This is a genomic window from Rhizobium sp. S152 (assembly GCF_030380735.1).
GTDB lineage: Bacteria > Pseudomonadota > Alphaproteobacteria > Rhizobiales > Rhizobiaceae > Rhizobium.
This window is the reverse complement of record NZ_JAUDRZ010000002.1, coordinates 465,702-491,339: the sequence shown is the minus strand read 5'-3', so window position 1 is coordinate 491,339 and position 25,638 is coordinate 465,702. Positions and strand designations below refer to the sequence as shown.

Here is a 25,638-nt window from a genome sequence, read left to right as displayed (position 1 = left end):
GCCGTCTGGCGGGCTGTTTAATAACAACTGACCACGCATACATATCGAAGAGCAGACCACATGACAGATAATGCCAGCAGAACAGCGACAATCCGGGATCACGCGAAGAAGCGCGACGGGGTTGCCGAAACTCTGCTTGCCGGACTTCTCCATGACCTTTTCCAAGTCGCTGCCGAGAACGTCACGATCAACTACGACCAATACAGTTTGAATTCGCTGAACGGATTCTTCGAAGCCAACGATAACAAATACTTCTTCAAGTTTCATCAGGAAGAAGGCGAAGAGGCGATGAGCGGTGAGTATTACCGCGCCGACATCATTGCCCGCGCTGGCCTCCCCGTCGACCAGCCGCTGATGATGTCGACGCTGCCAGGCGAGCAGATTCTCGTCTACAAACGGCGGTCGGACCCGCGTTTCTCCGATGTGTTGCGCGCGCTGGATATGGCGCACGACGACCACGCCGCCGACGAAGCGGTAGCGGCCGAGAAGCGGTTGAATGAGACCGTTCTCAAGGTCTATCTGAATACGCTGCATCCGGTAACGGCCGAGCAGGTCGCCGGCGAACCCGTGCACCGCCTCTTTCACGATCGGTTGATCACGCCGCCGGAAGCCGTCTATCCCGGTGGCCGGTTCGCGAGCTTTTACGTGGGCAAGGACTTCGAATTTCCCGGTGCGAAATTGTCCTGGGGGGAGTTGTCCTCGGCGCGTTTCGTGGTCGGCGGCGTTGAATATGAGCGCACCATCGGCGAACTGTTCGATGCCGCATATCGCCGCCTGGCGCCGCCGCAGCTTGCCGATGCCGGCGGCGTCACCGCCCATGGCGATGCCCACAATGCCAACGTCTGGTACTCGAGTGACGGCGAACGGGCAGAACTTTCGTTCTTCGATCCCGCCTTTGCCGGCGAACATATCCCGACGCTGCTCGCCGAAGTGAAGACGACGTTCCACAACATCCTCGCCCACCCTTTCTGGCTTTACGACCCCGCTGTCGCGCAGGCGAAATACAAGGCGGCAGCGCGGTATGAGGACGGGAAGCTGTTCGCCGACTTCGATTGGCACCTGAGCCCTGTTCGCGAAGCGCTGCTCGGCGTGAAAGCCACGGCCATGTGGCGTCCCCTTCTGCAGGAACTGAAGGCCAGAGACATGCTTCCCGCCGATTGGCGGGAGGTGGTGCGGCTTGGGCTGTTTCTATGCCCGACACTCGTCATGAACCTGCGCGCCGGCGCCACCACCCACAACCCCACTTCATCGCTGATCGGTTTCTCCGTCGCCGTCATGACGGGCAGCGAGCCTGTCACGGGGGATGATGTGATGACCCGCTTCTTCGATATGATCGATCCGGAGCAAAACTGAGACGGGCGCCTTCGGTGTCACAGATGAGATCAGAATGATTTGGGATGATAATTTTGTTGCGGACACAGCATTAAAGGTTTGCAACATCTAGGGAAAATACCGCATTAGAAACACGCGCCCGGGAAACCATCTTCATGCCCGGACGCAATAAAAAGACGCGAATGAAGTTGCTGCTCACGCAGTCCAGCCAACGTTAAACGTCAGAAAAGGGGTTTCCATGACATACTCATCGTTCAAGAGCAAAATCTCCCGCGCAGCCATCGCCATTGGCCTGATTGGCGCGCTTGCCCATGCGATTCCGGCAAATGCTGCCGACAGCATTCCCACCCAGCCGGAAGCGGGTACTTTCAAGATTGGTATCGAGCCCTGGCTCGGTTACGGTCAGTGGCACGTTGCCGCCGCGAAGGACCTCTTCAAGGCCGCGAAGCTCGATGACGTGGAACTGGTCAACTTCACCGAAGACAAGGACCTGAACGCGGCGCTCGCCAGCGGCCAGCTCGATGGCGCCAACATCGCGACCCATACGGCCATGGCCATGGTCGCCGCCGGCCTGCCGGTCAAGATCGTTTCCCTCCTCGATTTCAGCCTCTCGGCCGATGCGATCATCGCCGGCAGCGACATCAAGAGCGTCGCGGACCTGAAGGGCAAGAACGTCGCCTATGAAGAAGGCACGACCAGCGACATCCTGCTGAACTACGCGCTTGCAAGCCATGGAATGACGATCGACGACATCACCAAGGTTCCGATGCCCGCCGCAGACGCCGGCTCGGCGCTGATCGCCGGTCGCGTTCCCGTTGCCGTGACCTACGAACCCTACATCTCGTCGGCCCGCGCCCAGGACAAAAACGTCCAGCTGCTGTTCGCCGCCGGTGAAGACCCGGGCCTCGTCTCCGACGTTTTCGTAGTGCGTGACGACGTTCTCAAGTCCAAGCCCGGTCAGGTTCTTGCCATGCTCAAGGCTTGGGATCTGGCAGTCGCCGAGTACAAGGCCAACACCAAGGACGCCCGCGACATCATTGCCAAGGCAGTCGGCGCTTCGCCCGAGGATCTGGCGACCGCGTTCGACGGCGTCCAGTATTACACGACGGCGGAGGCCAACAAGGCCTTTGCCGGCGACTTCAAGACCAAGACCTTCGTGGACGTGCAGAAGGCTGCCAAGACCGCCGGCATCCTGACGCAGGACGTAACCATCGAGCAGATGCTCGACGCCTCGTTCGTAGACGCCGCGAACAAGTAAACCGCCTTAGGGAACATAGAATGTCTGCCACCGAAGGACAGCACTCATCCAACAAGGGATCCCGCGCGCAGCCACGCGCGGGTGTCGGGCGGCCGCCGAGCGCATTTCGCATCGGTGATCCGCTGAACGGTCGCATCTATGTCGCAATCGCGCTCACCGTTTTCCTTTTGCTGTTCTTCGTGTGGTGGCTGGCGACAGCAACCGGCTGGGTCAAGCCCATCTTCCTGCCGAGCCCCGGCGCGGTCTGGGACAAGATGGTCGAACTGACCCTAAACGGCACCTTGCTCGCCGATGCCGGGATCAGCATCTACCGGATGCTGATCGGATTCGCCATCGCCTCGGCGCTGGCAATCCCGATCGGCATCATGATCGGCTGCTTCAAGACCTGGGAAGCGGCGATTGAACCCTTTGTCGACTTCGTGCGCTACATGCCGGTCGTGGCCTTCGTGCCGCTCACCATTCTCTGGGCCGGGACCAGCGACATCCAGAAATTCGTCATCATCTTCATCGGCACCTTCTTCCAGCAGGTGCTGATGGTCATGGACAGCGTCAAGCGTGTTCCTCCGGACTTCGTCGGTCTTGGCCGGACGCTCGGCCTGTCAGAAACGAAAATCCTGCGCCGCATCGTGCTGCCATCCTCCCTACCCGGCATATGGGACACGTTGCGCATCAGCCTCGGCTGGGCATGGACTTGGCTCGTGCTCGCCGAACTGGTCGCCGCGACCTCGGGTCTCGGATACCGGATCGTCGTGTCGCAGCGCTATTTCCAGACCCAGACGATCATCGGCTACATCCTTCTCCTCGGTCTTCTCGGCCTTCTAACAGACCAGACCATGAAGGCCTTGGAGCGCGTATTCTTCCGCTATTCGTCGAGACATTGAAATGAGCGAGCCGAAACTCAAGATCGAATCCCTGAACAAGTGGTACGGCAACTCCAAGAACCGGGTACACGCGCTCAGCGACATCGATATCGAACTCGCAGACAATGAGTTCGTATCCCTCGTTGGCGCTTCCGGTTGCGGCAAGAGCACGCTGCTTTCGATCGTCGCCGGGCTGCAGGGCTTCGACAACGGCGTGCTACTCACCGACGGTGCACCGATCGTCGGGCCCGGCCTCGACCGCGGCGTCGTCTTCCAGTCCTATACGCTGCTGCCCTGGCTGACCGCGCTGCAGAACGTGGAGTTCGCGCTTCAGGCCGCCGGGCTTTCCAGCGCCGAATGTCGCGAGGTTGCGCGCCATCACATCAATCTCGTGAAGCTCGATCGCTTTGCAGATGCCTTCCCGTCGCAGCTGTCCGGCGGCATGAAGCAGCGTGTGGCCATTGCCCGCGCACTTTCCTACCGGCCGAAGATGCTGTTGATGGACGAGCCGTTCGGCGCTCTTGATGCGCTGACGCGCCATCAGATGCAGGAGCTTCTGACCCAGATCTGGGAAGAACACCGGCTGACCGTGCTTTTCGTAACCCATGATGTCGAGGAAGCCGTCTATCTCTCGGATCGCATCATCGCCATGAGCATCAATCCAGGCCGGATCAACACCACCTTCCACGTCGGTCTGGGGCGACCGCGCAATCAGGACATGATTGCTTCCGCGGAGTTCATCGCACTACAAAAGGATGTGCTGGCGGCGATCCGGGCAGGCTCTCAGGGCGCCGACGACCACTGATCCCGTCCTGTCTGCCGGCCGGCTTGGGCCGGCGGCCCTGCCCTATCCGGTAAACTTTCCGATCAGATTGAGCATGATCCGGCCGACGTCATTGTCTTCGCCGGCCCCAGGCAGCGCGCCGATCCACGCGACCGAGCTTGCCGAAAACACGAACCCTCCGCCCTCATGGCGGTAGGCCGTCATGTCGGATCGGCGAAGCGCTGCGCGCTCCACCTCGCCATCCGCGACCCAGAGATCCGGCCTCAACTGGAAGCTCTCGTCGAAATCATCCGCCACAGCCAGCCTGACGAGATTTGCGGGCGTTTCGCCCGATCGCAGGACTGCGTCGACCTCGTAGCCCGCCGCCCCGCCGAGCACTGTTCCGCTCTGACCGAAGACGTCCGACGCGACCCCGTCGAACAGCCAGGCGAATTCCGAATGATGGCTCCCCTCAAGCCGCCGATAGGGCCGTGACGGGCCGAAGCTCATGATGACATAGGTGACGCCGAACAAGGCCTGCGGATGATGCCGCCCGCGATCTTCCCAGTTGCCGCCCGGCTCGCCTGTCATGGCCATATGGATTTCCCCCGGCCGGCCGCTCCAGATATCGTTCTTGCCACGACGCAACTCCATCTTGTCGTCCTGAAACGCCACGACCCAGTAAAACCCGTTGCCGCCGAGATAGCCGACGCTGCCGCCGCGCTGAACGTAGCTCTCGAGCCCCTTCATCATATTGGAAGACCAGTACTCGGGGTGGCTGCCCGTCAAAAGAAGCTGATATCGCTCGATGGCGGCGACTCCTTCCGCATCGAGATCATGGTCGGTCAGCAGATCGACATCGAGTCCATGCCGTCCGCAGAACTTCAGAAGCTGAAGATCGACGGGAAGCAGATGTGGCGAGTTTGAGAGCGGATAGTGATAGTCGTCACGCAGCGTGGCGCGCGGGCGACGGCTGGAGGTCAGGCTCACGCCGCTAAGATCGCCGTGGGTGTCGTAGAGACTGAGGAAATTGTTGTCGATGGCAAAGAGATGTCCCCGATCGCTTCCGTGCCAGGGGTAGCGATGAGGCGGAAGCTGTTCGTCCGCATAGGCCAGATAGGTCGCCGTCGGCAGCAGCACACCAACGGCGGATCGGGGCTGCTGTGGCCGCACGAAGAATGGCAGCTTTTCCACGCCCCTACTGGTCGTGATTTCGACCGCATAGACACCTGAGCGGGCGTGGGCGGGCACTTCGATACTCATATCCGCCGACCAATCGAAACCGCCGAAGTCATCGTCGTGAAGATGCACCGCGTCGAAGTGCTCGGGATCGAGTCTCGGATCATGTACGCCGCCCGTAAAGCGTGCCGAGGCGACTGCGAAGATGGGAGCATTGTGGATGACAAGCTCCGCGTCGCCACCAGCGACAGGCGCAAGCGCGGCCACCGGTCCTCGGGTTGGGAAGCGCCATTCGAGCGCGGCCTCATCAGCCTCGATAAGAATTCGGCCAATGCGCGCATTCAGCGTTTTGCTGTTCAGGTTCGGCTCCGCGCCGATCAGGATGCTGCCCGGCTGGCCGTCATCGGCGACCGCGCAGTTGCCGACGACATTACCACCCTCCGTCTCCACGATGCATGAAATGCTGCCAGGTGTTCGCGAGAGCTTGATCCGATACCAACGCTCCTGCCTCACATTGGCGACCATTTGGCCACTGGCCAGCAGCCGTCCGGTGGGATCAAGGGTGAGCCGAAATGACCCAAAGGAAACGACCGGTTTCGGCTCGCTGTTATCGGTGAAAAGTATCTCGAAATTCAGATCAAGAATACGGGTTGCGGCAATACCGTCCGGCAATTCGATCCAGGAGCCCAGGGTGTAGGACCGGGTGGAAAACGTCGGCTCATGCCTTATGACTTTCCACTCGACACGCTCCTTATCGTCGCGATCCAACGTAGTGATGGCGATGGTTGCGTTGGGATCGGTGCAGGAAATAAATGCCTGGGTTATCGAACCGGCCCGCACGCTCCACGGCTCGAGATAGCCGACAGCAGCCATGTGCGAGTGGTTGAGGAGAGTTCTCATGTGTGCCTCGGCAATGTCTGCGAGCGGCCGGGGTTGTGATCGACCGTCTTTTTTCTGGACAAGGTGATGGCTTATGCCTCGTCCAGGAACGCATGCCTCGTCAAGGCACATGCGCTAGAGGCGATCCGGAAAATGCCAAAGCGGCGGCGGAGAAACGCAAGCTCAGCAACCGCGCTCAGGAGGCATCCCGCTCCCAATACCAGGCAACGTACATGTTCTTCCTGTCATGCCCGCGGCTCTTGAGCAGCGCTCGGATCGTTCGGATGTCGTCCTTCTCGCAGGCCGCCCATACGAAACTTCCCTTGTCCAGAGCCATGATTGCCTTAGTGGCCTCGTCGGCCAAGACGTTCTTGGCGCCTTCCGGATAGTCTTTGCGATGCAGCCACCGAACGCTGAGGTTGCCGGCAGAGGGGAGTAGTTGCTCCTCGCCGGCGTCGAGCACCTCGATGATCGCCTGCATGGTTGCACCAACAGGCATCTCCGCCACAATGCGGGCAATGGCGGGCAATGCGCTCTCGTCTCCAATGAAGAGCATGTCCTTGGCATTCGGAAGACTGCCGCCGCCCGGGCCGACCAGCGCCACCCTGTCGCCCGGCTGCGCATCCATGGCGAAATCCGCTCCCGGTGTCTTGATCCCGGCGGCCGGGTGCTGCAGGAAATCGACCCATAGCTCACCCTTGTCCACGTCGACGAACCGGATCGTGTAGACGCGGACAAGCAGTTCATCCTCACCCTCGGGCCATGCGACACGCCCATCCTGGCGGACACCGGGCCATACCGGCTCCCTTCCCTTCGGCGGCACAAGCAGGCGGACATGCATGTCGCCGCCGATGAAGGGCGTCACGTCGGCACAGGCGAACTTGACGCGCCGCATATGAGGAGTGACCTCTTCTGTCGAGACGACAACGGCTTCGTGAATATTAGGCAGAGACGCGAGCGACAGCTGTTCTGCCCAGCTTAGCTCAAACGGATCCTCGCCTGCGAAATAGAACAGATGCTCGGCAAGCATCGTGCGGCTCATCTGCAGCATCTGCGGTGTCGGGCAATTGAGCTCGATCAGCAGCCGGCTTCCTTCCACCTGAATGCTGGCGTCGCCGGCCTTGCTCTTCAATAGAGCGAGATTGCCGGTGCGCCGCACTTCGGCGTGCTCGACGAAGTGCTCGCAGATTTCATCGAGCATCCCGATCGGGTCTTTCGGCAACGCGGTTCCGGCCAGCCTGAATTCCTTGACATCGCTCATGCCGTTACTCCTTCTGAATATCTTTCCTGCCTGCTCATCAGGTCGTCTCCGACACCATGCGGTGCCGCCCTATCGGCAGCATCATCGGACGGCCAGAGGTCGGATCGACGATGATGCGGCTGTCGAGGCCGAAGACTTCGCGGACATGCTCTTCCGTCAATACGGTCTCCGGCGTGCCGGAAATGTGGATGCCTCCGCCTGCCATCGCCACAAGATGATCCGCGTAGCGCGCCGCGAGGTTGAGATCGTGCAACACCATGACGACGGTGGTACCGCGCGTGCGATTGAGATCGGTCAGCAGATCAAGCACTTCGACCTGATGGTTGATGTCGAGGAATGTCGTCGGTTCGTCCAGTAGCAGGACGCCCGTCTCCTGCGCCAACGCCATGGCGATCCAGACGCGCTGGCGCTGGCCGCCCGACAATTCGTCTACCGGCCGCTCCGCCAGTTCGGTCGTCCGCGTCGCCGTCAGAGCCCGCTCGACCGCCTCGTCGTCCTTGCGAGTCCAGCGCGAGAACAGGCCCTGATGAGGATGCCGGCCGCGGCTTACGAGATCGGCGACAGTAATGCCTTCAGGCGCGATAGGAGATTGCGGCAGCAGGCCCAATGTGCGCGCGAGTTCGCGGGGCGGTGTACGGTGAACCGACTTGCCGTCGAGCAAGACCTGACCATGCTTTGGCGAAAGCAGTCGCGACATGGCGCGCAGCAGGGTCGATTTTCCGCAGGCATTGGCGCCGACGATGACGGTGATCTTGCCCGGCGGCACGGCGAGATCAAGACCCCGGAGGATCTCGCTGTCGCCATAGCCGGCCGACAACTGGCTGGCGGTGAGGGAATGGATGGTCATAGCGAGCCTCCGGTCCGGTTGACACGCACGATGAGGAAGATGAGATAGGGAGCGCCCAGCGCGCCGGTCACGACACCCACGGGATAGCGGCTCGGCAGCAGAAACTGCCCGACATAATCGCCGCCAAGCACCAGCGTGGCACCGACCAAAGCGGATGGGATAAGCAGCGATCCGCTGCTTCCCACGATCCGCGCGGCGATGGGGCCGGAGAGAAAGGCGATAAATGCGATCGGGCCCGTGACGGCAGTCGCTGAGGCGATGATGCCGACGGCACCGACAATGATCAGGATGCGTGTTGCGCCGACGCGGACACCCAGCGCCGCAGCCGTATCGTCTCCAAGGCGCAGGATTTCCAAATTGCGGCTACGGCTGAGCAGCAGGCCGCCGAAGACGACAAGCGCCAAGAGGAGCGGCACGGACTGCCCCAACTGAGCGCCGTTGACGCTACCGGTGAGCCAGCGCATCGCCTCCTGCAGGTTCCAGGCGGGCGCGCTTGAGAGGATATAGGCAACGACGCTTTCGAGCATCGCAGATACGCCGATACCGACGAGGATCAGTCGCGTCCCGGCAACGCCGTTGCGAAACGATAGGCCATAGACAAGCAGGGCGACGCCGAGGCCGGCTGCGACAGCGAGTACGGAGACGATGGGGCCTGTTATCGAAAGCACGATGATCGCGAAGACCGCGGCGGCGCTCGCGCCCGATGTGATGCCGATGATATCGGGGCTTGCCAGCGGATTTCTGAGCATGATCTGGAATGCCACGCCGCCTAGACCGAAACAAAGCCCCGCGAGCACCGACAGAACGGCGCGCGGCAGCCTCAATTGACCGACGGTAAAGGTGGCCCCCGGCACGTCTTCGCCGAGCAGCACCTTGATCACGTCGCGAGGCGGGGTGACCGACTGCCCCACAGATAACGTCAGCGCAAACAGGACGACGACGAGCAGCAGCAGAACGGCAACGACGGTTGCATGTCTTCGCCCATGCCGGCGGCGGCTGACGACAAGATGGTCAATGTTGGTGCCGGCGGAAATCACGGTCATAGCTCGCGCACCCGCTGACGCCGAACGATCCAGATGAAGAAGGGCGCGCCGATCAGCGCAGTGACGATACCGACATCGATCTCTCCCGGCCGCGCCGCAATGCGGCCGACGATGTCGGCGGCCAGCAGCAGGCAAGCGCCGCCAAGCGCGCTGAACGGCAGCAGCCAGCGATGATCGACGCCAACCAGCAGGCGACAAAGATGCGGCACCACGAGGCCGAGGAATCCGATTGGACCGCACACCGCCGTGGTTGCACCGCACAGCAGGATCGCGCCAAGCGAAGCGAGCGCGCGCGCGAAGGCGACCCGCTCGCCAAGACCGGCGGCGAGATCGTCTCCCAGCGCCAGCGAGTTCAGCTTTCGCGCCGACAGCAAACTGATGAGGAAACCGACGGCCAGGAAAGGCAGCACTGGATCGATGCGCTCGAACGTTGCGCCGCCGACGCCGCCGATCTGCCAGGAGCGTATTCCACCGGCGATATCCGCACGCGGAAGTACGACGGCGATCACCATCGAGGAGAACGCGACTGACGTTGCCGCGCCGGCAAGGGCCAGCTTCAGCGGTGTCGCGCCTCCGCGTCCGAGCGAGCCGATGGTATAGACGAATATCGCCGAGCAACCCGCTCCGGCGATGGCGACCCAGATGTAGGCGCTGGACGATGTGATGCCGAACCAGACAACGCCGATCACCACGGCCAGCGACGCCCCCATGTTGACCCCGAGAATGCCGGGATCGGCAAGTGGATTGCGGGTAACGCCCTGCATGATGCCGCCGGCAAGTGCAAGCGCAGCACCGGCCAGCAAGGCAAGCAGAGTTCGCGGAATGCGGACGGTGACCGCGGCCTGCCCGATGTTATCCGAGGCACCGACCAGCGCGGCATAGATATCCGACCAGCCGACCTCGCGTGTGCCGACAGTGACGGAAAGCGCGCACAGCGCGACCGTCAGCGCCGCGAGAACGCAGAGCCAGACCCCGCGCCCTCCATTTGAGCGAACGGTGGCGAAAGTCGGCTGCGACGATTTCAGGCTGCGGGCTGTCATTTCGACTTACGGGCGGCTTCCGCTAGAATGTCGACGTAGTCCTTCAGCACCCAGGAGATCGACAGCGGCGTCGGGTTTGCCGCGGTGCCGAGCGGGTTACGCCCGAGCATCACAAGCGAGCTCTTCTCGACCGCAGGCATCTTGGACGTCAGGGGATTGGCGTCCAGTGCGTCGAGCAGTTTCTGGTCGCCGTAGGTGACGACGATATCGACGTCGTCGAACGCGTCGATGCGTTCGGCGCTGATCGAGCCAGAGAATTTTCCTGGGGCGGATGCCTCCACGACGCTTTTCGGCGACGTCAGACCGAGATCCGCGAAGAATTTCACACGAGTGTCGTTGGTCGTGTAGAAATTGACAGTGCTCAGATCCGTCGCATTGAGATGCGTGATGAACATCGCCGACTTGTCATGAAGCTCGGGATGGGCGGAGACCACTTGTGCGATCTCGCCTTCGATCTTAGAGATCAGCGCCTCGCCCTCGGCGGCCATGCCGAGACCGGCGCTGTTGAGCCGTACCATCTGGCGCCAGTCGGTTGACCACGGCGCCTCCGGATAGGCAACGACAGGGGCAATCTGGCTCAGAGTGTCGTAATCGGCCTGGCTGAGCCCGGAATACGACGCCAAGATCACGTCGGGTTTCGTCGCCGCGACAGCCTCGAAATCGATGCCGTCGCCTTCATCGAAGAGCACCGGTTTGTCGGCGTGCAATTCCGTCAGCTTCTCGGCCACCCATGGCAGCAGGCCATCACCGTCATCATCGCCGAAATTGGCCTTGGCGAAACCAACGGGCACAATGCCCAACGCTAGAGGCACCTCGTGGTTTGCCCACGCTACCGTTGCGACACGCTGCGGCTTCTTGTTGATCAAAGTCGTACCGAAGGCGTGCTTGATGACGATCGGATAGACTGTGCTGTCATCCGCCCTGGCGCCATTGGCCGCAACCAGCAACACGACTGCCGACACCAACCTGAACACAAAACGCAATGAGCGCAACATCGAGCTCCACCTTCATATTAAAGTGGACTTCCAGTTTCAGGTTAATTAGGTCCAGTCAATGAAAATGCTGACCCTTGGAGAAAGCCGACGTGAAATTTCCGTCGGTTTTTACAAAATGCGAGAATCTTACAATACTGGATAAATGGCCTCAAGTTATTAGCCGATGACATCGGGGATGTTCAAACCAGACGACAGCCTGGCGAGGCTCCCTGCTCCATACGGCTCCGCACCGACCCGGGAATGCGAAGCAATAGCCATTTATGATCTGGAACTTGAATATGGACATTGAACGAACAGCCCGACGCTCGGCACGCACACAACCTCGCAGCCGGATGTCGATTTTTCTCGGCTGCACCGCGCTTGTCGCCTTGGCACCTGTCTTCGCGTTTTCTCAGGATGCCGCGAGTTCAAGTTCCGACACGGCGCTGGCGCCCATCTTGCTAAAAGGACAGTCGAGCAAGCTCGATACCAGCGACGATTCGAAGTCGATCGTTGCGACCGATACCACGGCCGTCGGCAAGATGCCGACCGATATCCTGACCGCGCCGGCGACCGTCTCCGTCATTACGTCCAAGGAAATCGAGGAGCGCGCCGCAAAAAGCGTCGAGCAGGTCATCCAGTACACCGCCGGTGTCAACACGGACTATTACGGCTCCGATGACCGTTATGACTATTTCAAGATCCGCGGCTTCAGCCCCTACACATACCGCGATGGACTGGCCATCGGCCGAAGCTGGGGTGGTATCCTGGAAGAACCCTACGCTTTCGATCGCGTTGAAGTGCTGAAGGGCGCCAACTCGACCGGCTTCGGCGTGTCCGATCCCGGCGGTTCCGTGAACTACGTGACGAAACTTCCGAAGAGCGAGCGCTTCGGCGAAGTCTATGCCACCGGCGGTTCCAACGCACACAAGGAAACCGGCATCGATTTTGGCGATAATATCACTGCCGATGACACGCTCTCCTATCGCCTGACCGGCAAGTTCCAGCGGTCCAATGGCGAATATGACTATTCGCAGGATGACGAGAACTTCATCATGGGGGGCCTCACCTGGCGCCCGAGCGATGCGACAAGCCTGTCATTCGTATTCGATCACCTGGACAGGGACGGCACGCCAAGCGGCGGCGGCCATCCGCGATTCACCGATCTGGATCGCGACGAATTTTTCGGCGAGCCGGATTACAACTACGACAAGACGAACAGAAACACCTACAGTGTTATCTTCGACCACGATTTCGGAAACGGACTGACCTTCAATTCGAGCGCGCGGTACAGCACGGCGGCCAACAGATTCGGCTACGCTTATGTCTACGATGAGCTCGGGGCCAGCGATCCTGCCGATACGGCCGTTGATCGCATTTTCTTCGGTGGCAATGGCTCGGACCGGCAGTTCGTGGTCGATACACATCTTTTGTATGAAGCGAGCTTCGACCAGGTCGAAAGCCGGACGCTTTTCGGCACTGACTACAAAACCATCAAATCCGATAATGATAACTATGCTCTTTATCCACCGATCTGGTTTGGGACAGCACCGGGTATTGATTGGCAGAATCCGGTGTACTCAGGTGCTGTTGCTGTTCCGTTGACAGAGAGCAAGACCAACGACCAGCGGACCAACGGCATATACGTTCAACAAGACCTGGTCCTGTTCGATAGACTTACGGCAAGCCTGGGGCTTCGCAACGACTGGCTGGACCTGGATGAGGCAAGTTCTGTCACAGGCGTCAAATCCGGCGACTACAGCCAGTTTAGCAAGCGTCTGGGTCTGAGCTACAAGATTACCGAAGAACTCGCCGTCTACACCAGCTACGCAGAGTCCGTAGCGCCACCTAGCACCGGTGTCGAACCCACGACCGGCACGCAGTACGAAGTAGGTGTCAAATACCGTCCGGATGCTTTTCCCGCATTGTTCACTGCTTCCGTCTACGATTTGACGATGGAGAATATCACGACGCGCGAAGCGCCGGCCTATCTGGAATCAACCGTCGACAAGGTCAGGCATCGCGGCGTGGATCTTGAGGCCAAAATGGAGCTCACAGACAACATCAACGTGATCGCCGCTTACGGATATATCGATTCAAAGATCGTGGAACCGGGCAATGCGTCGGGGGTGAATGGCAAGCGCTTTGCACAGGTGCCGGAACACTTGGCCTCTGTTTGGGGCACCTACACGCTGCCCGGCAATGGATCGCGCGGCGACATGACATTCGGAGCGGGCGCCCGGTATGTCGGAGCCTATTACTTCGACAACAAGAACACGCGGAAATCAGACGGTGCAATCGTCTTCGACGCTGCCTTCACCTACAAAATTCAGGAAAACACAACCTTCCAGCTCAACGCCAGCAACATCTTTGATGAAAAGCACATCGCGAATGATGACGGCGGCGCCTACTATTACAACCCCGGTCGCGCGATCTACGCGACCCTGCGCCAGACCTGGTAGCCTTACCCTCCCGCTCGGATCCTCCGGGCGGGACAGACCCCTTGCTAGTTGTCCCTGACAATTCCGCGTCGCCAGGCCGCCGGTGTATCGCCGGCGATCTGGCGGAAGGCCTTGGTGAAATGCGCCTGGTCGGAAAAACCCAACTGGGCGGCAATGGCTGCCACCGTCATTTCGTTCTCGAGCAGTTGCTGCTTCGCCCGTTCGATACGGTTCGTAAGCTGCCATTGTAGCGGCGTCTTGCCTGTCGTCTGCCTGAAGACATTGGCGAACCAGCTTTCCGAAAGACCAACAACTGCGGCCATTTCGGAGACACTCATCCGTCCATCACTCTGCGCCTCGATGCGGGCGATAAGCTTGTTCATCTGCGCCTGCGTGAGCCGCCCTCCCGCTCCGTCGCTTCCCTCCTCCGGGATATCGATAAGACCCGTGACGATGCTGCCGACCAGGCTCTCAGCGTAGATCGCGTGCTTCGAGGGCTGCGACACCTCGTCGACAAGCAATCCGGCCAATGTCTGGATGGCACCTATGTCCTGTATCTCGACGGGACTGCGCAGCGCGGTCAGTGCCGCCGAGCCGCCGATTGCCGGCGACAGATACCGAAGCATCCGGTCCTTGTGCATATGCAGGTTGAGATGAGAGAACCGATGCAGCGCGCTGCTTGTCGTCCACATCGGAACGCCAGGCGGAATGTAGATCGCCCGGGTCATCGGCCGGTGATATTGCGAGAAGTCACCGCTGCGGTTCGAGATCTTCACCTGCGAGGAAACGTCGCTGAAGAAGATCATGATCCTGGGATCGGCGGAAAGATAGTAGCCGGTGGCACCTGCCTGGCTTTCCGCTTCCCAGAAGGCGCTGACCAATCCGTCGTAGCGTTGCCACTTGACCGGCGCCGTCACCTTGATGCCTTCGGTGCGCCAAACCATGGAGTGCCAGAAACTCAATGTCGATTTCCGCCTCTGCTTGATCCTTGAAATACCGCGTCGCGACGGAGCATCTGGAAGGGTCGTCTCATTGCGTTCGATAGTCCCGGTTGGCCACCTAGCGGCGATCTCCAGCAATTATCACAGAATTGCAAGGGATGAACATGAGTATGCCTATCATATTTATCGGGAGTGGCAAACTTGCCATGGCGGCGTCACCGCCTCGGAACCTTTCTGCGGCCATATGTGTTTCCGAGATATGAAAAGCACAGGTAAGAAAGCCCGCCGCGGCATGTCGCGGTTCGTCATCACCATTTTCGCAATCGCCGTCGTCATCGCGGCACTTTACATACTCGTCCTCACGCCCGGGTCCGCTTAATCCAGAAGCAGTTCGCAACATTAAGCGTATAGCCGGGAACATCCTCCAGCCTCCTTGGTTAGTTCAAAGTCAAGAAAAGATCGGAGGAAATACCAATGCTTACGAAAATCCTTGCAGTATCGCTTCTATCCGTCGGCCTTGCTACGTCCGCAATGGCGCAGACATCGGGCGGTGGTAGCGGCGGCGGGCAGAACACTGGCGACAATGCCGGTAGTGGCACGTCTCAGTCCAGTGGTGGACAGAATACAGGCGATAACGGAAATGGCACGCCTGCTCCCAACATCAACGGGCAGGGCACGGGCACCTCCGGCGGCGACGCCAATGATTGCCAGCGCCGCGAGGCAGGCGGCACGACCAACCCGAGCTCGAACACCACCTCGAGCTCGACCGACGCGGCGAACGCCTGCAAGTAATCAATACGCGCCTCGCCGCCGGGAAAACCGGCGGCGAGTGCCACATCCCTTCCAGGAGAGCCTTGATGTCGAACGTTGTGAAATCCGGAGGCGATGCTCCCAACAACGCCACCACGTCCAACACCTTCGCGCAATCTGTCGAAAGTCAGGCGCAGATAGCCGACGCGGCGAGAGAATCCTCTCCCGATGTCGGAGAAAACGAGGCCCTGAATATTTACAGGCTGGTCCCGGTGGCTGCTCCCGACGATCCCCGCTGGGATAACTCGCCCAATCAGGGCGAAATAGTGGTTGCGGCGAGAACAAGCGGTGATGCGCGTATTGTCGCCTCGGCACGCGAACTCGACTTCATGGAAGTCGATGCCGCGCCCGCGGAAGATGTCTCGACACGGAATGCAAGCGCTTTTCGAGACGATAAGCTTTATACGGTTATCGAAATCAGCCATGGACGCCGAGATGTCCAACGCGGAATACTGGAAGGTGAAGTATCGCTTGACGTGATTTATCCCGTTCAGGGCTGAGGATTGCCCCAGATTACCTCGAACGGGTCATGAGGCGAAACTGACGTGGCGTGGTTTCCGTCCGCTTCTTGAATATATCGTAAAAGCGCGCGGACGATCCGAAACCGCAGTCGTGGGCAATCTCAAGTATCGCGTCGTCCGTCTCAGCCAGTCGCTGCATCGCGCGGGCCAGGCGGAAGCGCGTAAGATACTCCATCACCGAAATTCCAAGTACATCGCGAAATGACCTGTTTGCCGTGGTCGGGTGAACACGGGCGAGCTTCGCTATGGAGGTGAGTGTCAGGGCTTCGGGGTAGCGCGTGCTGATCAGGTCTGTAAGGGTCTGCGTATATCGGACACTGGGCCCAGCCAGCGCCGTTGCCTCGCGGCGGTTGAAACCGACATCCGCATGATCAAGGATCAATCGCCGCACGCGCAGGCCGATCTCATCATTCACCAGTTGTCGCCTGACTTGATCGCCATGGCTCCACTCCTCGATCCAGCGCGCACCCATGGTTTCGCCTGAAGGATTGGGCTCGTGTATGAACGCCCCCTGCAGGATCGCCTGTCTCGCGGTCGCCTCGATCGGCATGGCCAGAAAATCAACGAGCGGAAGATAGATACAGACAAGCGGCGATTCCGGCGTGACGGAGATTGTTTGGTGGGGAATGGCCGCCCAGAAAAGGACGAGGCGCCCGGCCTCCACATATTCCTGCCTCCCGTTGAACAGGTAGGTCATCGAACCCTCGAGGAGCAGGTTGATTTCTATATGGTCGTGCCAATGGGCCGAGGTCATCGTATCGGCGACATGTTGCTCAATGAGAAAATCGCGCGGCGATCCGACCCACTTCCCCGCCGCGCCGCTTTCCCTCACGCTCATATGCGATTGCTCCGATTCGAGAATTATTTTGCTTTTAGCAGGAAGAAAATCCCGATTGGAAGAGGCATTACGGTTCAACCCCACCAGAGGAGAACCACATGCCGAAGATTTGCCTTGTCGGAGCCGGAAGCACCGTCTTTGCCCAGAACATTCTGGGCGATGTCCTGTCGACGCCGTCCGAGCACGATTACATCATCAGCCTATTCGATATTGATCCCGAGCGCCTAAAGACGTCGGAGATCGTCGCGCGGCGCATATGCGAGGCGCTGAAGCTCGATTCCGTGCGCATTGAAGCGACGCTCGATCGTCGACAGGCTTTGAAGGGATCGGACTTCGTGATCCTCATGATGCAGGTCGGCGGTTACAAGCCGGCGACGGTCACGGATTTCGACATTCCCAAGAGATATGGCCTGCGACAGACGATTGCCGACACGCTTGGCATCGGCGGCATCTTCCGCGGCCTGCGAACAATCCCTGTCCTGGAAGCGATTTGCCGCGACATGGAGGAAGTCTGCCCGAATGCGTTGCTGATGCAATACGTCAACCCGATGGCGATAAACTGCTGGGCGATCAAGGAAATTGCCCCGAGCATCCGTAACGTAGGCTTGTGTCACAGCGTGCAGCATACCGCGGGCCATCTTGCCGAGTGCCTCGGCGAGGACATCGATGACATCAACTACATCTCGGCCGGCATCAATCACATCGCCTTCTTCCTCAAATACGAGAAGATCGGCGCCAACGGCCACCGCGAGGACCTCTATCCGAGGCTGAAGGCGCTTGGCGAAGAAGGCAAGGCTCCGGCCGACGACCGTGTCCGTTTCGACGCACTCAAACGGCTTGGCCACTTCGTCACCGAATCCAGCGAGCACTTCTCGGAATATACGTCCTGGTACATCAAGGACCGGCGACCGGAACTGGTGGATCAGCTCAATATTCCGCTCGATGAATATATCCGCCGATGCGAGGTGCAGATCGCCGAATGGCATGCGCTGCGTCAGGACCTCGAAGGCGGCAAGCCGATCGATGTCTGCCGAAGCAATGAATATGCCGCCGGCATCATCCACGCTGCGGTAACCGGGAAGCCGGCGCTGATCTACGGCAATGTTCCGAACAACGGCCTGATCGAAAACCTTCCGCCTGAATGCGTCGTCGAGGTCCCGTGCCACGTCGATCGCAACGGCATCCAGCCCACTCGGATCGGCAGAATTCCGTCCCAGCTCGCGGCCGTCATGCGGTTGAGCATTTCTGTGCAGGAACTGACCGTAGAAGCCGCACTGACAGGCAAAAGAGACCGGATCTACCAGGCTGCACTGCTCGATCCGCACACTTCCGCCGAACTCTCGCCTGACGAAATCTGGCGCATGGTCGATGATCTGATCGAACAGCATGGTGACCTGCTGCCCAAGTATCACTGAAAATACCCTACCCTTTCCATGAGCGGCGCCTTTTCGGAGGCGCCGTTTTCTTTGTGCTCAAATAAAACGATCAAAAAAAATCATAAACATGATTGACATTGATCTTTCTAAATGAAAACCTGAGTGAAATTAGAAAGCAAAAAGGGAACACGCGTTGAACCAGAGCGGCGGCCTCAAGACTGATCGGCAGGATCTCATCCGCAGCCATCTCTATGCCAACGGCTTCTCCACGATCCAGGACATCGCGGATGCCGTCGGTGCCTCGCTCGCGACCGTGCGGCGCGATCTCCAGCTGTTGCAGGAAGCAGGCGCGATCGATCGTGTTCATGGAGGCGCCCGCATTGCCGAGGGTTCCTCGGTGGAGCTTGCCTTTCAGGAGCGCGAAAAACGGCAGTTGTCCGCCAAACGCGCAATTGCCAATGCGGCCTATGAGCGTCTCTCACCCCGCACCGCGATCTTCCTCGATGCCGGCACGACGGTTCTTCAGCTTGCGAAGCTGATCCGTATCAATTCCATGCCGCTACGCATTTTTACCAACGGCCTGATCGTGGCGCAGGAGTTCATGAACGTCCCGAACCTCGACGTCGTGCTTCTCGGTGGGCAGTTGCGCAGCGAAAACGCATCGCTCGTCGGTCCGCAGGCTGAAGCGATGTTGGAGACGATCTGGTTCGACCAGCTGTTTCTCGGCGCAAGCGCTGTGAGCGGCGACGGCGCGATCTACAGTGTGGATAGTGCAGAAGCCAGCCTGAACAGAAAGATGCTCACCCGGTCCAACAACCGGTTTGTCCTGGCGGATTCCTCAAAGTTCGGTGCGACTGCGACATACAAAGTTGCTCCCTTGAACAGCGCCAAGTTGATCACCGATGCCGGTCTGTCGAAGGACTGGCGAACACAACTCAACGAGCTTGCTGTCGAGACCATCTTTGCCGATCAGGGAGCAAAGTCTTGAGCGACGATCTGATCCTCGGCATTGATGGCGGCGGCACCAAGATGATGGTGGCGCTTGCCGATCGTAGCGGAAACATCCTTCGCACCGAGCTAGGCGGCGGCGTGAACGCCATGGACAATCCAGCCTGGCGGACCGAACTCGAGACGCATATCGAGCCATTTCGCAACGAGACGCGATTGGCCGCAGTCGCGGCAGCGCTGCCTGTTTACGGAGAAGTCGCCCATCTTTCCCGCCTGCTCGAAGAAACCATCGAGCAGGCCTTCCCGAATGCACGGACGCGCGTACTCAACGACGTCGATGCTGCGCACCTCGGCGCGCTGGCCGGCAGATCCGGTATTCTGGTGCTCTCTGGAACAGGTTCCATGGCCTGGGCACGCAATGCGGAAGGTGAGCCGGCCCGAACCGGCGGCTGGGGCGATATCATCGGCGATGAAGGCAGCAGCTACTGGATCGGCCGGCTGGCGCTTAATCTGCTCAGCCAGAGCCTTGATGGACGCCTGCCGCCGACGGCACTGGCAAAGGCAGTTTTTGATCACCTTCAACTCGACGCGACAAACCCGATGGACAGCCTGGGCGCCTGGGCGACAACGGATGCGAAGCGGTCAAGCATCGCCGCCTTGTCCGCCGTGGTCGATCGGGTAGCGCTGAGCGGCGATGCAGCGGCCATTGGGCTGCTTGACCTTGCGGCGGACGAACTCGCCAAGCACCACCGGGCGATTGCCGGTCACTGTGAGCCGGGGGCCGACTGGACCTTTGCCGGCGGCACATTCCGAAGCACGGTTTTGCTAAACGCGCTGGAGAGACGCATCGGCCGTCCGCCGATTGCTCCAAAGTTACCACCGATCGGCGGAGCGCTTTTCGCTGCCGCCCAACTTCTCGACTGGCCCATAGACGACAGCTGGATCGGGCACGTCGCCGCATCGGCAAAGGCGGCGTTTGCGCAATAAAGTCACGTAAGCCTTGATAACAAAGAAGGATGGGAACATGCGTAAGACAATCTTATCACTGCTCGCCTCAGCCGCGCTGGCTGTCGCTCTTCCTGCCGCCGCTCAAGACAAGCCGCTCGCGGGGGAATCGATCACCGTACTGATGCCGTCGCCGCAGGGACCCGACATCGCCGCCGCATTCGAAGCAGAAACCGGCATCCATGTCGACCTGCAAACGCTTTCCTGGGACGACATCCGCCCGAAGCTGGTGACGGCGCTGGTTGCCGGCACCGCGCCGGCTGACGTGACCGAATTCGACTGGTCCTGGACCGGCCAGTTCGCAGCAGCCGACTGGTACATGCCGCTCAATGACGTGATCGATGCAGATAGCGTGAAGGACATCGGCGTTGCCAAGATCTTCACGGTCGATGGAAAGCTGCTCGGCGTTCCCTATTCGAACGACTTCCGCGTGATGCTCATCAACAAGAAGCACTTCGCGGATGCCGGCATCACGGAGACCCCGAAGACACTCGACCAGCTGGTGGCTGCCGCCAAGCAGATCAAGGAAAAGGGCATCGCCACCTATCCGATCGGTCTGCCGGTATCGGCGACCGAGGGCGCTTCCACGAGCTGGTATCTTCTGACCAAGGCATTCGGCGGCGAGCTGTTCGACAAGGACTTCAACCCACTCTTCACCAAGCCCGATTCAGCCGGCTACAAGGCGCTCGCCTTCGAACTGATGCTGCTGAAGGAAGGTCTCGTGGACCCGGCTTCGACCGGTCTCAAGGATAGCCAGATCAACGAGGGAATGTTTTCTCAGGGTCTGACCAGCATCATGATCTCGGGCGAGCCCGGCCGTCTCGGACAGATGAACGATCCCAAGCAGTCCAAGGTGGCCGGCCAGGTCGAAGCGATCCTGGTTCCGACCGAAAGCGGCGAGACCCGCAGCTTCGGCTTGCCGGAGGCGCTCGCGATCCCCAACGTCTCGCCGAACAAGGAAGCGGCCGTCGCTTTCGTCAAGTGGTTCACGAGCCGAGAGTTCCAGAAAAAGAACATGGCGAACGGCTTCCTGCCGACCCGCACCTCCGCTTTGGCCGAGCTCAATTCGGAAGGCAAGCTAAATAGCGGCGATGCGCTCGTCGCGCAGTCGAAGACGGTAGAGGCGCTGTTCCCGCAGGGTACGCCTCCGTGGTATCCGCAGTTTTCCAGCGGCGTAAACACCGCGATCAACAGCGCAGCCAAAGGCCAGATGACCGTTGATCAGGCTGTCGAAAGCATTGCCTACGCTGCCAAGCAGGCGATGGCGCAATGACCGCTGTCGCCTATAAGGAGACTGCAGCAAAGAAGGGTGTCGGCTTAAATGCCGACATCACTCTCGGCGTGCTGCTGGTGTCCCCCATTCTCATCACCATGGCGGCGCTCGTCTTCTATCCGATGGCGCGAACGCTCTGGGACAGTCTTCATCGGGTCAATCCGATGCAGGCCGGCACCCCCTTCGTCGGGCTTGAGAACTACACGCGAATGCTCTCCGACGGGCAGCTCGGCACGACCTGGGTCAACACTCTTGTCTACGTCGTCCTGGCCGTGCTTGCGGAAACGATCTTCGGCGTGCTGGCTGCCTCGCTGATCAATCAACTGAAGGTCGGCCGGCAGTGGGTTCTCGCGGCGGTCATCCTGCCCTGGGCGCTTCCGGGTGTCGTCAATTCCGTGATCTGGCTGTGGATCTATCAACCCGGCGCTGGCCTCTTGAACGGCATCCTTACATCTCTCGGGCTTCCCTTCGAGAACCACGTCTGGTTCAACGATCGGACGAGCGCGATCATCGCCGTTACCGTCGTGCATGTGTGGCGCATGATGCCCCTGACGATCGTCATCGTTCTCGCGGCCATGCAGAGCATCCCCTCGCATCTATATGAAGCAGCGCGCATCGATGGCGCGACGCGGCCGCAGATGTTCGCATTGGTCACGCTTCCGCTTGTTCGCAGCGCGATCGCGGTTGCCATGACCAACGCGACGGTGAACGCCTTCAATCTCTTCGACGAAGCCTGGGTTCTTGCCGGGTCCAGTCTCGAGACGCGACCGATCCTCGTGCAGATCTATCTGGAGACCTTCCAGAACCTGCGCTTCTCCTACGGCATGGCGCTCTCCGTCGTCATCACCTTCGTCTCGCTTCTCGTCTCGCTCATTTACGTCCTTCGGGTCTATCGCAACACACGGTTCGACTGATGAAACCCACCCTTCTCTATCGCCTGATGATATGGATCGGCGTCGCCGTGCTGCTGATCTGGTCGCTCGGTCCGATCTACTGGACGGTCGCGAGCTCCGTCACGCCGACGGACGATTTCTCCGTCAGGCCGATCCACTTCTTCCCGCAGCACTTTACCTTCGACCACTATTCGCGCCTGCTCGGCATCAACGTCGATCGCATCGGTGGCGTCGAGGTCTGGCGGCAGTTTCGCGCGGCGCTGCTGAATAGCGTTATCACCTCGGCGGCGGCAACGCTGCTGTGCGTGGCGATTTCCGCACTGGGCGCCTATGCCTTCACCCGCATTCGCTTCCCCGGCCGCAATGCGCTGTTCGGTCTGGTCGTCGCGACGCTGGCGATCCCAGCCTACGCCGTGCTGATCCCGCTTTACCAAATCATGATCAAGATGCATCTCGTCGACACTTATGTCGGCGTCGCGCTGATCTATGTCTCGGCATATCTGCCGCTGTCTCTCTGGCTGTTGCGCAGCGTCTTCGAGGCTCTGCCGCTGGCACTTGAAGAGGCAGCACAGCTCGATGGTGCCGGACGTCTCTATATCTTCTTCAACATCGTGCTGCCGCTGGCCGGCCCGGGCCTCACCGCCGCGGCAATCCTCACCTTCCTCGGCGCCTGGGGGCAATATCTCGTACCCCTCATCTTCTCGCCGCAGGCAACCAAGCCATTGACCGTTCTCATCCCCGAGTTCGTCACCAAGAACTTCATCGACTACGGGCTGATCACGGCCAGCGGTTCCATCGCGATCGTCATCCCTGCCCTCGTCGTCATCTTCCTCAACCGATATCTCGTCAGCGGTTTGCTGGCCGGTTCGGTCAAGTAATCGGAGTCATCATGAACACGACTGAAAAAGTCATCCGCGAACAGTTCCCCTTCTGGGAGAAGGCGCTGGGCTCGAATACGGCAACCACGCGCGACGACGTCCTCGTCTATGTCGGCTGTGGGACATCCTACTACCTCGCCATGTCGCTGGCGGCGTATGCGAACAATGCAGGCCGTCGGGCAATCGCCGTGCCGGGTGCCGAATGGCTGAACCGCCCATCGTTCTTCTGGCCTGATTGGAAAAACACGCATGTGGTGGCGATCTCGCGCAGCGGCGAAACGACCGAGACGGTTGCCGCCGCCAGGAAGAGCCGCGAAAACGGCGCCTTCGTCACCGCCCTGACCGTCGAGGCGGAGAGTTCACTTGCGAAATGCAGCGATGATGTCGTTGCTTCGCCGACCCACGGCGAAGAAGGCATCGTCATGTCGGTCTCGGCCAGCCTCATGCTGCTGCTCGGTCTGCAGATGATCGGGCAGACAATCCCGGAATCGACCGTCGCTTCCGCAAAGAGACTTGCCGAAGCCCTTGATGCTTCGCTCAGCAAGCGCTTTCTCGATCGCAGCCACTTCGTCTTTCTCGGCGGCGGTCCGCTCTTCGGCATTGCGGCGGAAGGCGCGTTGAAGCTGATGGAGATGAGTCAGGCCCTGACACAGCCGTTCCATCCGCTCGAGTATCGCCATGGACCGATCAGTCTCGTCGATGAAAAGACCGCTGCTGTCATGCTTTACAGCACCGATCAGAAGGATGCCGAAACCAAGCTCGTCGAAGAACTCCGGGAAAAGGGCGCCATCGTCATCGGTCTAGGCGGTCCCGGCGATATTGAACTGCCCGTCGATGCCGATCTCTCGCTTGCGGCACTTGTCGTTCTTCCCGCCCTGCAGCTCCTCGGTGAGCGTGTCGCGCAATCAAGAGGCATCGACACGGTATCGCCACGGCACCTGACGAAGGTCGTGACGCTGGTATGAGTGACGCCCTGGATCACAACCGCAGGAGTGCCTTTTCCAAGCTCTTCGGCACGCGGCAACGAGCCTTGCCGCGTGGCATCACCTCTGTCTGCTCGGCCCATCCGCTCGTGATCGAAGCCGCCTTGCGGCGGGCGAGGGCGGAAGACGCGGTGGTCCTGATCGAGGCCACCTGCAATCAGGTCAACCAGGAAGGCGGATATACCGGCATGACGCCGGCGATGTTCCGGCAGTTCATCGAGCAGATTGCCAGCGTCGTCGGCTTCCCACTGGAGTCCATCATCTTCGGCGGCGATCATCTCGGCCCCAATCCGTGGAAGAAGTTGGGTGCGGACGAAGCAATGATGCGTGCCGAGGCAATGGTCGCGGCCTATGTCGAAGCGGGCTTCGGGAAACTGCATCTCGACACGTCGATGGGCTGCGCGGGAGAACCGGTTGCCCTTGACGACGAGCTGACCGCCGAAAGGGCGGCTCGCCTGGCAAAGGTCGCGGAGGATACGGCCGACCGCGTCGGCCAACGCCCGCCGGTCTACATCATCGGCACGGAAGTCCCTCCTCCCGGCGGGGCGACGCACGCGATCGAGGAACTGGAGGTTACCGCCCCCGACGCAGCGTTGAAAACGCTGGATGTCCATGCATCGGCTTTCGAAAAGGCTGGCGTCGGGTCGGCCATGGAGCGCGTCGTCGGCATCGTCGTCCAGCCGGGTGTCGAATTCGGAAACGCGAATGTCGTCCTGTATAAGCCGGATCGCGCCCAGGGACTGGCGTCGACACTTTCCCGGATGCCGGGACTTCTCTTCGAGGCTCACTCGACGGACTATCAGACTGTCCGCGAGCTTTCGGCTCTTGTCGATGACGGTTTCGCGATCCTGAAAGTCGGCCCCGGTTTGACCTTCGCATTGCGCGAGGCGCTATACGGGCTCGACGCAATCAGGTCCACACTCTATGGCGGATCGGACAGCCTTCATGCCGAGATGGAGGCCATCATGCTGACCCAGCCGCAGCATTGGGCGGGTCACTACACTGGTTCGGCCGACGAATTGCGTGTGCAGCGCCATTTCAGCTACAGCGACCGAGTTCGTTACTATTGGCCCGACAAGCAGGCCGCCAGCGCGGTGGATGCATTGATCGCGCGACTTCCCGATCGGATCCCGGAAACGCTGACCAGCCAGTATCTGACACGCGTTTATCCTGAGGTCGTCGCCGGACGTGTGGCTCCGCGGGCTCGCGATCTTTGCCTAGCGGCGATCGACGCAGCGCTGGCGCCCTATTCCGCGGCCACCGCCAACCGCCAGTAAGTTTCGAAAGCGCCCGAC

Annotated in this window: 23 protein-coding genes; 15 read left to right on the top strand and 8 right to left on the bottom strand. The window is 60.2% G+C overall.

Features of this window, described 5'->3' with window-relative positions; genetic code table 11:
- Positions 1–60 precede the first annotated feature (60 nt).
- The 4 genes from QTL95_RS03510 (at position 61) to QTL95_RS03495 (ending at position 4,255) form a co-directional block, all read left to right on the top strand.
- Positions 61–1,353, top strand: coding sequence for a hypothetical protein (locus QTL95_RS03510; RefSeq protein ID WP_289718570.1), 1,293 nt, complete (start codon positions 61–63; stop codon positions 1,351–1,353).
- Positions 1,354–1,570: 217 nt separating this feature from the next.
- Positions 1,571–2,590, top strand: a complete 1,020-nt coding sequence (locus QTL95_RS03505) for an ABC transporter substrate-binding protein (RefSeq protein WP_289718569.1) — start codon at positions 1,571–1,573, stop codon at positions 2,588–2,590.
- A gap of 20 nt (positions 2,591–2,610) precedes the next feature.
- On the top strand, positions 2,611–3,471 hold the full coding sequence (locus QTL95_RS03500; protein ID WP_289718568.1) for an ABC transporter permease: 861 nt from the start codon (positions 2,611–2,613) through the stop codon (positions 3,469–3,471).
- Between the two features lies 1 nt (position 3,472).
- Entirely contained in the window at positions 3,473–4,255 is a 783-nt protein-coding gene (locus QTL95_RS03495; protein ID WP_289718566.1) for an ABC transporter ATP-binding protein, read from the top strand.
- A gap of 42 nt (positions 4,256–4,297) precedes the next feature.
- On the opposite strand, the gene QTL95_RS03490 is transcribed toward QTL95_RS03495, so the two are convergent.
- The 6 genes from QTL95_RS03490 to QTL95_RS03465 all read right to left on the bottom strand — a co-directional run bounded on the left by QTL95_RS03490 (position 4,298) and on the right by QTL95_RS03465 (position 11,457).
- On the bottom strand, positions 4,298–6,292 hold the full coding sequence (locus QTL95_RS03490) for a N,N-dimethylformamidase beta subunit family domain-containing protein (RefSeq protein ID WP_289718565.1): 1,995 nt from the start codon (positions 6,290–6,292) through the stop codon (positions 4,298–4,300).
- 175 nt (positions 6,293–6,467) lie between these two features.
- The gene (locus QTL95_RS03485; protein ID WP_289718564.1) at positions 6,468–7,532 is read right to left on the bottom strand and encodes a DUF2218 domain-containing protein; all 1,065 of its coding nucleotides are present in this window, start codon (positions 7,530–7,532) and stop codon (positions 6,468–6,470) included.
- A 37-nt stretch (positions 7,533–7,569) separates the two neighbouring features.
- Complete coding sequence (locus tag QTL95_RS03480) at positions 7,570–8,379, bottom strand: ABC transporter ATP-binding protein (RefSeq protein ID WP_289718563.1); 810 nt, start codon at positions 8,377–8,379, stop codon at positions 7,570–7,572.
- Positions 8,376–9,422 (bottom strand): FecCD family ABC transporter permease, encoded by a 1,047-nt coding sequence (locus QTL95_RS03475; RefSeq protein ID WP_442981247.1) that lies wholly within the window; start codon positions 9,420–9,422, stop codon positions 8,376–8,378. Before QTL95_RS03475 ends, QTL95_RS03480 begins: the two co-directional genes overlap by 4 nt.
- Positions 9,419–10,462, bottom strand: a complete 1,044-nt coding sequence (locus QTL95_RS03470) for a FecCD family ABC transporter permease (protein WP_289718562.1) — start codon at positions 10,460–10,462, stop codon at positions 9,419–9,421. The genes QTL95_RS03475 and QTL95_RS03470 overlap by 4 nt, the downstream gene beginning before the upstream one ends.
- Positions 10,459–11,457 (bottom strand): iron-siderophore ABC transporter substrate-binding protein, encoded by a 999-nt coding sequence (locus QTL95_RS03465; protein ID WP_289718561.1) that lies wholly within the window; start codon positions 11,455–11,457, stop codon positions 10,459–10,461. Before QTL95_RS03465 ends, QTL95_RS03470 begins: the two co-directional genes overlap by 4 nt.
- Positions 11,458–11,735: 278 nt before the next feature.
- Between QTL95_RS03465 and QTL95_RS03460 the strand changes: the two genes are divergently transcribed.
- A complete protein-coding gene (locus QTL95_RS03460; protein ID WP_289718560.1) occupies positions 11,736–13,898 on the top strand; it encodes a TonB-dependent siderophore receptor in 2,163 nt (720 codons plus the stop codon).
- 44 nt (positions 13,899–13,942) lie between these two features.
- Here QTL95_RS03460 and QTL95_RS03455 read toward each other — a convergent pair whose 3' ends face one another.
- Positions 13,943–14,839, bottom strand: a complete 897-nt coding sequence (locus tag QTL95_RS03455) for a helix-turn-helix domain-containing protein (RefSeq protein ID WP_289718559.1) — start codon at positions 14,837–14,839, stop codon at positions 13,943–13,945.
- Positions 14,840–15,292: 453 nt separating this feature from the next.
- On the opposite strand from QTL95_RS03455, the gene QTL95_RS03450 reads away from it, so the two are divergent.
- Complete coding sequence (locus tag QTL95_RS03450) at positions 15,293–15,610, top strand: oxidoreductase (protein WP_289718558.1); 318 nt, start codon at positions 15,293–15,295, stop codon at positions 15,608–15,610.
- Between the two features lie 65 nt (positions 15,611–15,675).
- On the top strand, positions 15,676–16,128 hold the full coding sequence (locus QTL95_RS03445; protein ID WP_289718557.1) for a hypothetical protein: 453 nt from the start codon (positions 15,676–15,678) through the stop codon (positions 16,126–16,128).
- Between the two features lie 13 nt (positions 16,129–16,141).
- On the opposite strand, the gene QTL95_RS03440 is transcribed toward QTL95_RS03445, so the two are convergent.
- Positions 16,142–16,981, bottom strand: a complete 840-nt coding sequence (locus QTL95_RS03440; RefSeq protein WP_289718799.1) for a helix-turn-helix domain-containing protein — start codon at positions 16,979–16,981, stop codon at positions 16,142–16,144.
- A gap of 104 nt (positions 16,982–17,085) precedes the next feature.
- On the opposite strand from QTL95_RS03440, the gene QTL95_RS03435 reads away from it, so the two are divergent.
- The 8 genes from QTL95_RS03435 to QTL95_RS03400 all read left to right on the top strand — a co-directional run bounded on the left by QTL95_RS03435 (position 17,086) and on the right by QTL95_RS03400 (position 25,620).
- Positions 17,086–18,402: an alpha-glucosidase/alpha-galactosidase gene (locus tag QTL95_RS03435; RefSeq protein ID WP_289718556.1), complete on the top strand. Its 1,317-nt coding sequence runs from the start codon at positions 17,086–17,088 to the stop codon at positions 18,400–18,402.
- 154 nt (positions 18,403–18,556) lie between these two features.
- Positions 18,557–19,351, top strand: a complete 795-nt coding sequence (locus tag QTL95_RS03430) for a DeoR/GlpR family DNA-binding transcription regulator (RefSeq protein WP_289718555.1) — start codon at positions 18,557–18,559, stop codon at positions 19,349–19,351.
- Positions 19,348–20,298: an N-acetylglucosamine kinase gene (locus QTL95_RS03425; protein ID WP_289718554.1), complete on the top strand. Its 951-nt coding sequence runs from the start codon at positions 19,348–19,350 to the stop codon at positions 20,296–20,298. Before QTL95_RS03430 ends, QTL95_RS03425 begins: the two co-directional genes overlap by 4 nt.
- 37 nt (positions 20,299–20,335) lie before the next feature.
- Positions 20,336–21,589: an ABC transporter substrate-binding protein gene (locus QTL95_RS03420; protein ID WP_289718553.1), complete on the top strand. Its 1,254-nt coding sequence runs from the start codon at positions 20,336–20,338 to the stop codon at positions 21,587–21,589.
- On the top strand, positions 21,586–22,503 hold the full coding sequence (locus QTL95_RS03415) for a carbohydrate ABC transporter permease (RefSeq protein ID WP_289718552.1): 918 nt from the start codon (positions 21,586–21,588) through the stop codon (positions 22,501–22,503). Before QTL95_RS03420 ends, QTL95_RS03415 begins: the two co-directional genes overlap by 4 nt.
- On the top strand, positions 22,503–23,360 hold the full coding sequence (locus QTL95_RS03410) for a carbohydrate ABC transporter permease (protein WP_289718551.1): 858 nt from the start codon (positions 22,503–22,505) through the stop codon (positions 23,358–23,360). The genes QTL95_RS03415 and QTL95_RS03410 overlap by 1 nt, the downstream gene beginning before the upstream one ends.
- Before the next feature lie 11 nt (positions 23,361–23,371).
- Positions 23,372–24,325, top strand: coding sequence for an SIS domain-containing protein (locus tag QTL95_RS03405; RefSeq protein ID WP_289718550.1), 954 nt, complete (start codon positions 23,372–23,374; stop codon positions 24,323–24,325).
- Positions 24,322–25,620, top strand: coding sequence for a D-tagatose-bisphosphate aldolase, class II, non-catalytic subunit (locus tag QTL95_RS03400; protein ID WP_289718549.1), 1,299 nt, complete (start codon positions 24,322–24,324; stop codon positions 25,618–25,620). The genes QTL95_RS03405 and QTL95_RS03400 overlap by 4 nt, the downstream gene beginning before the upstream one ends.
- Positions 25,621–25,638 lie beyond the last annotated feature (18 nt).

Excerpts from the sequence above, each read along its gene's own strand:
- QTL95_RS03510 (WP_289718570.1), top strand. The coding sequence starts at position 61 with ATGACAGATAATGCCAGCAGAACAGCGACAATCCGGGATCACGCGAAG.
- QTL95_RS03505 (WP_289718569.1), top strand. The coding sequence starts at position 1,571 with ATGACATACTCATCGTTCAAGAGCAAAATCTCCCGCGCAGCCATCGCC.
- QTL95_RS03500 (WP_289718568.1), top strand. The coding sequence starts at position 2,611 with ATGTCTGCCACCGAAGGACAGCACTCATCCAACAAGGGATCCCGCGCG.
- QTL95_RS03495 (WP_289718566.1), top strand. The coding sequence starts at position 3,473 with ATGAGCGAGCCGAAACTCAAGATCGAATCCCTGAACAAGTGGTACGGC.
- QTL95_RS03490 (WP_289718565.1), bottom strand. The coding sequence starts at position 6,292 with ATGAGAACTCTCCTCAACCACTCGCACATGGCTGCTGTCGGCTATCTC.
- QTL95_RS03485 (WP_289718564.1), bottom strand. The coding sequence starts at position 7,532 with ATGAGCGATGTCAAGGAATTCAGGCTGGCCGGAACCGCGTTGCCGAAA.
- QTL95_RS03480 (WP_289718563.1), bottom strand. The coding sequence starts at position 8,379 with ATGACCATCCATTCCCTCACCGCCAGCCAGTTGTCGGCCGGCTATGGC.
- QTL95_RS03475 (WP_442981247.1), bottom strand. The coding sequence starts at position 9,422 with ATGACCGTGATTTCCGCCGGCACCAACATTGACCATCTTGTCGTCAGC.
- QTL95_RS03470 (WP_289718562.1), bottom strand. The coding sequence starts at position 10,462 with ATGACAGCCCGCAGCCTGAAATCGTCGCAGCCGACTTTCGCCACCGTT.
- QTL95_RS03465 (WP_289718561.1), bottom strand. The coding sequence starts at position 11,457 with ATGTTGCGCTCATTGCGTTTTGTGTTCAGGTTGGTGTCGGCAGTCGTG.
- QTL95_RS03460 (WP_289718560.1), top strand. The coding sequence starts at position 11,736 with ATGGACATTGAACGAACAGCCCGACGCTCGGCACGCACACAACCTCGC.
- QTL95_RS03450 (WP_289718558.1), top strand. The coding sequence starts at position 15,293 with ATGCTTACGAAAATCCTTGCAGTATCGCTTCTATCCGTCGGCCTTGCT.
- QTL95_RS03445 (WP_289718557.1), top strand. The coding sequence starts at position 15,676 with ATGTCGAACGTTGTGAAATCCGGAGGCGATGCTCCCAACAACGCCACC.
- QTL95_RS03435 (WP_289718556.1), top strand. The coding sequence starts at position 17,086 with ATGCCGAAGATTTGCCTTGTCGGAGCCGGAAGCACCGTCTTTGCCCAG.
- QTL95_RS03420 (WP_289718553.1), top strand. The coding sequence starts at position 20,336 with ATGCGTAAGACAATCTTATCACTGCTCGCCTCAGCCGCGCTGGCTGTC.
- QTL95_RS03415 (WP_289718552.1), top strand. The coding sequence starts at position 21,586 with ATGACCGCTGTCGCCTATAAGGAGACTGCAGCAAAGAAGGGTGTCGGC.
- QTL95_RS03410 (WP_289718551.1), top strand. The coding sequence starts at position 22,503 with ATGAAACCCACCCTTCTCTATCGCCTGATGATATGGATCGGCGTCGCC.
- QTL95_RS03405 (WP_289718550.1), top strand. The coding sequence starts at position 23,372 with ATGAACACGACTGAAAAAGTCATCCGCGAACAGTTCCCCTTCTGGGAG.
- QTL95_RS03400 (WP_289718549.1), top strand. The coding sequence starts at position 24,322 with ATGAGTGACGCCCTGGATCACAACCGCAGGAGTGCCTTTTCCAAGCTC.